The sequence below is a fragment of the Pseudomonas sp. 05N434 genome (genome assembly GCF_056396965.1).
Map to the genome: position 1 here is coordinate 1 of NZ_JBFTMK010000485.1, position 3,865 is coordinate 3,865.

6 protein-coding genes are annotated in these 3,865 nt (G+C 54.5%); 3 read left to right on the plus strand and 3 right to left on the minus strand.

Going from position 1 to position 3,865, the window contains the following annotated elements:
* Window positions 1-128, plus strand: a 128-nt coding sequence (locus AC1DLB_RS24005) for a hypothetical protein (protein WP_477785762.1), incomplete at its 5' end; no start/stop codon positions are given.
* 124 nt (window positions 129-252) lie between these two features.
* Here AC1DLB_RS24005 and AC1DLB_RS24010 read toward each other — a convergent pair.
* The 3 genes from AC1DLB_RS24010 to AC1DLB_RS24020 form a co-directional block, all read right to left on the minus strand.
* The gene (locus AC1DLB_RS24010; RefSeq protein ID WP_105345673.1) at window positions 253-771 is read right to left on the minus strand and encodes a cysteine hydrolase family protein; all 519 of its coding nucleotides are present in this window, start codon (window positions 769-771) and stop codon (window positions 253-255) included.
* 307 nt (window positions 772-1,078) lie between these two features.
* Window positions 1,079-1,504 carry a GNAT family N-acetyltransferase gene (locus AC1DLB_RS24015; protein WP_018929784.1) on the minus strand — a complete coding sequence of 142 codons (426 nt, stop codon included), beginning with the start codon at window positions 1,502-1,504 and terminating at the stop codon, window positions 1,079-1,081.
* Between the two features lie 47 nt (window positions 1,505-1,551).
* Window positions 1,552-2,406, minus strand: a complete 855-nt coding sequence (locus AC1DLB_RS24020; RefSeq protein WP_064618384.1) for a LysR substrate-binding domain-containing protein — start codon at window positions 2,404-2,406, stop codon at window positions 1,552-1,554.
* 104 nt (window positions 2,407-2,510) lie between these two features.
* Here AC1DLB_RS24020 and AC1DLB_RS24025 point away from each other — a divergent pair, with 104 nt between their 5' ends.
* Window positions 2,511-3,152 carry an FMN-dependent NADH-azoreductase gene (locus AC1DLB_RS24025; RefSeq protein WP_064618382.1) on the plus strand — a complete coding sequence of 214 codons (642 nt, stop codon included), beginning with the start codon at window positions 2,511-2,513 and terminating at the stop codon, window positions 3,150-3,152.
* Between the two features lie 405 nt (window positions 3,153-3,557).
* Window positions 3,558-3,833: a hypothetical protein gene (locus tag AC1DLB_RS24030; RefSeq protein ID WP_138867785.1), complete on the plus strand. Its 276-nt coding sequence runs from the start codon at window positions 3,558-3,560 to the stop codon at window positions 3,831-3,833.
* Window positions 3,834-3,865 lie beyond the last annotated feature (32 nt).

The following is a 3,865-nucleotide window of genomic DNA, read 5'->3' on the forward strand; positions in this document are numbered from 1 at the left end:
TCATCGAGCAGGGCACCCACACCGAATTGCTCGGGAAGAACGGGATTTATGCGCGGCTGTGGCAGCATCAAAGCGGCGGGTTTCTGGGTGAGGATCAGGGAGTGGTCGAGGCTATGGATCAGGTGTGAGCGTGAAGAGGGCGCAGCAGGGGGGGCGATAGGGGCGGGCCACGACCGTTGCCACTCGGCGACGGCTGCTGTTGACCCAAAGTGGGCAGATCGGTCCTGACTCGGACCGGTCTGTCGATGGCGGTTAGAAACACCAGTCCTCAGCATATACGACGCGACAGAATGGTCCTGCCAGAGTCGCATTGTGATGAGCAACAATCTCTTCAGCCTTCAGCGCAGGGGTGCTGTTGCAGGTGTGGCCATCGGCGATCAGCACTGCATCGAATCCAAAATCCCGTGCAGCGCGGCAGGTGCTGTCGACACAGTATTGGGTCTTCATTCCGGTAATGACCACGCCCTGAGCGCCACAAGCTCGTAGCTGATCGGCCAGAGCAGTCTTGGTGAAGGCGTTGGGTCGGCTTTTCTCGAAGATCACTTCGTCACCCTGTAGCTCCAGTTCCTGCACCAGTTGCGTCAACGGACTTCCGGACTCGATAGGCGAACCAGGTGGACCAATATGGCGTGCGAGAAAAATCGGCGCACCTGCACGCCGGGCTTTACTCAACAGGTTATTCAACGTGTCTAGCAGCGCTTCGCCAGCCCATGGTTTTTCCGGACCATGAAACAACCCAACCTGCATATCGAGAATCAACAGTGCATACATAGTGCTTTTCCTTGCGTTTGGACCAGCGACACAAGGGCAAAAGAAAAGGCCCTATCCATCACTGGCGGGCCTTTGAAGTTCGTGTGTTATTGGCTCACGACACCTCTCACGACCCGCCTCTGGCGGTCGTGGTAGTCGTGGTCAAGGCAATTCGTGGCTGATTCATAACGCTGACAGTAGCTGCACGGCACCGGGTTGGCAAATGAGCGCATGAAGGTGAGGACTGATTCACCATCGTTAAGGTTCGCTGTTGGCCGATAGCCGTCCGCTGTAAAGCACAACTAACGGCCCTGGATCGAAAACGCGGTCAGCACAACAACTTCTGGTAATAGAGCCGGGTATGTCCTGGTGGATAGTCTGCCAAGCGTCCGAATTCGGAGTAACCCAGTTTTCGATAAAAACCGGGAGCCTGAAAGCTGAAGGTCTCCAACCAGATACCAATGCAGTGTTTTTTCTGCGCGACTTCTTCAGCCATGCGCATTAGCCGTTCTCCGATACCCTGACCGCGCATTGACTCGGGAACGCTGACAAGATCGATGAGCAGCCATCGATAAGAGATCTTGCCGTACAGCCCACCAATAACTTCGTTACTGTCAGCGTCTCGTAGCAACAGAGCAAAAGTTTCATAGGCGTCGTCGCCACCGTTGGCCAGGTTATGGGCCAGCAATGGGGTCAAAATGCCTAGTCGCTCTGCTTCGGTCGCATTTTCCGAAAGCTGGATTTCTACAGACATGGCGCTCTCCCTGAGCAGTGAGTAACGGGGTCAACAAGGTATGATTCTTAAGTCCTGCGCGCAGAGCAATACTCCACAATGAGTTGAGTGACCGCTGCCACAATCGCCTGATCCGCTTCAGGAGCGCTGAACAACCGAAACTGCGCATCGGGCAAATCCGGCAATCCTTGTTCCGCACCAAGAACCGCCAGTCCTTGCCCCAACTGGCTGACTGGCATGGGCGCTACCGCGAAGCCAGCAAGCGCCGCGGCTCGCAATCCGGCCGTGCTGCTGCACAACATCGCCGTTCGTTGGGCGATCCCCGCCCGAGCCAGTTGTGTCAGGGCCACCTCGCGATAAGGGCACGGCTCGGGGAACAGGGCCAGCGGCAACGGCGTCGGTAACTCGGTAACGGGCTGCGCCGACCAGGCCCACACCAGCGGTTCTTGCCATAGCAGCAGCCCCGTGTCGCTGGTTTCGCACAGAGAGCCGATGACCAGTTCCAGATGCCCTTGTTTCATCGAGGCCAGCAACGTGCCCGGAATGCCCACCTGCACGTCGATCTCCATCCCCGGGTACTGCGCCGCGAAATCCTGAAAAGTCCGCATTAATCGCGATTCGACAAAGTCTTCGGATACCCCGATCCGCAGCCTCCCGTGAAACGGCGTGCGTGTCAGTTCTGCCCAGGCATCACGGTTCAGCGCGAGGATCGTGCGCGCATAAGCCACCAGGCGTTCGCCATCGGGCGTCAGTTGCTGGGAACGGGTGGTACGCCTCAACAGGGGTTTACCAATCTGTTCTTCCAGTCGTCGCACGTGCCCACTGACCGCGGACTGGGTCAGGTGCAGCTTCTCGGCTGCACGGCTGAAGCCTTCTTCATCGACGACCGTGACAAATGTCTTGAGTAGCAGAGCATCGAACATAGTTTGATACGTGATTAATGGCTTATTTATTTACGATTTATATTCCAAATAAAACTATGTTGCAATGTTTGCCGCCCCCCATCTCCCATTACCCGAGGCGTGCCATGACTACTCTTCTGCATATCGAATGTTCCCCGCGCAAACAGCGCTCGGCCTCCCTTGAAGTCGCCCGCAGCTTCATTGCGCGCTATCAGGAAAACACCCCGGACACCGAAATCATCACCCTTGACCTTTGGACCATGGCGTTGCCGGAGTTCAATGATCAGGCGATGGAGGCCAAATACGCCGGACTCAACGGCACGTCCTTGACCCCGGCGCAAGACGACGCCTGGAACACCTTGAAAGCGCTGGCCGCGCATCTGCACAGCGCGGATGTGCTGGTGATGTCCGTGCCACTGTGGAATTTCAGCATCCCGTACAAACTCAAGCACTTCATCGACCTGGTGTCGCAGAAAGACATCCTGTTCAGCTTCGACCCGGAGCGCGGTCTGGAAGGCATGCTGCACAACAAGACCGCTGTGGTGATGTATGCCCGCGGCCTGGATTTTTCGGCGCAGTCGATCACCCCGGCAGAGCGCTTCGACTTCCAGAAGCCCTACGTTGAAGCCTGGCTGAAATTTATCGGCGTTACGGATGTGCACTCGGTAACTGTAGAGAAGACCATCCTGGGGGAAGACGTTGACCTCTGCGCGCGTGAGGTCGCGACTCAGCAGGCCAGGAGATTGGCGGATAGTCTTGGTCGCTGAGGTTACAGAATCTTTCGCACGAAGAGGCCTGTTGGTCCCCCCAGTCACGGGGGCCAAGAGCAGTCATTGGACAGAGTGATGGCCCTGTACTAGCATCACCCAGAATGATGCCTATTTGAATTGAGTTGCCACGAACGCCTTTAGATGGATCGTTAGAAGTAGTAGGAGTAGTCCATGGACGAAAGAACTTTCTACGATAGTGGTAAATTAAAAGTCACTGGCGTGAGATCTGTCGTCAATGATCATATCTATACTTTATCGCCTGTGAACTCAACCTGATTGACCCCAGTAGCCATTGGCGCTTATTTGCTTGTCTATTCAAAAGCGGGGGGGGTGGCGGTTCCCTCCTGCTCATCTCAGTCTCAGTAGTTCACTTAATGATTGCTTTAATCAGGATGGGGTCACATGATGCTACTCATAATTACCTGCTCAATTGTTATTTCAATGATGTTTGGGGCGCTATTTTACATCGTAAGGCAACCATTAAACCCAAGAAAAACTTTGCAAAATAGTATTTATAGTGGTGTCGCATTTACTGCGCTGGTAAGGCTTGTTGCAACAACTAATAAAGTTAACTCATCTATTCTCGTGCTTGTTGCGGCGGCGATAGGGGTTGTTGTCTGTTTTTTTCTTGGTTGGTCTTTGATTGGTATAATAAAAGAGAAAAAAGAAAGCGCTTGAGAAAAGCAGGAAAGGATTTATTTGGTGAGACT

Coding starts and splice junctions, on each gene's coding strand:
- AC1DLB_RS24025 (WP_064618382.1), top strand. CDS start 2,511: ATGACTACTCTTCTGCATATCGAATGTTCCCCGCGCAAACAGCGCTCG.
- AC1DLB_RS24015 (WP_018929784.1), bottom strand. CDS start 1,504: ATGTCTGTAGAAATCCAGCTTTCGGAAAATGCGACCGAAGCAGAGCGA.
- AC1DLB_RS24030 (WP_138867785.1), top strand. CDS start 3,558: ATGATGCTACTCATAATTACCTGCTCAATTGTTATTTCAATGATGTTT.
- AC1DLB_RS24020 (WP_064618384.1), bottom strand. CDS start 2,406: ATGTTCGATGCTCTGCTACTCAAGACATTTGTCACGGTCGTCGATGAA.
- AC1DLB_RS24010 (WP_105345673.1), bottom strand. CDS start 771: ATGTATGCACTGTTGATTCTCGATATGCAGGTTGGGTTGTTTCATGGT.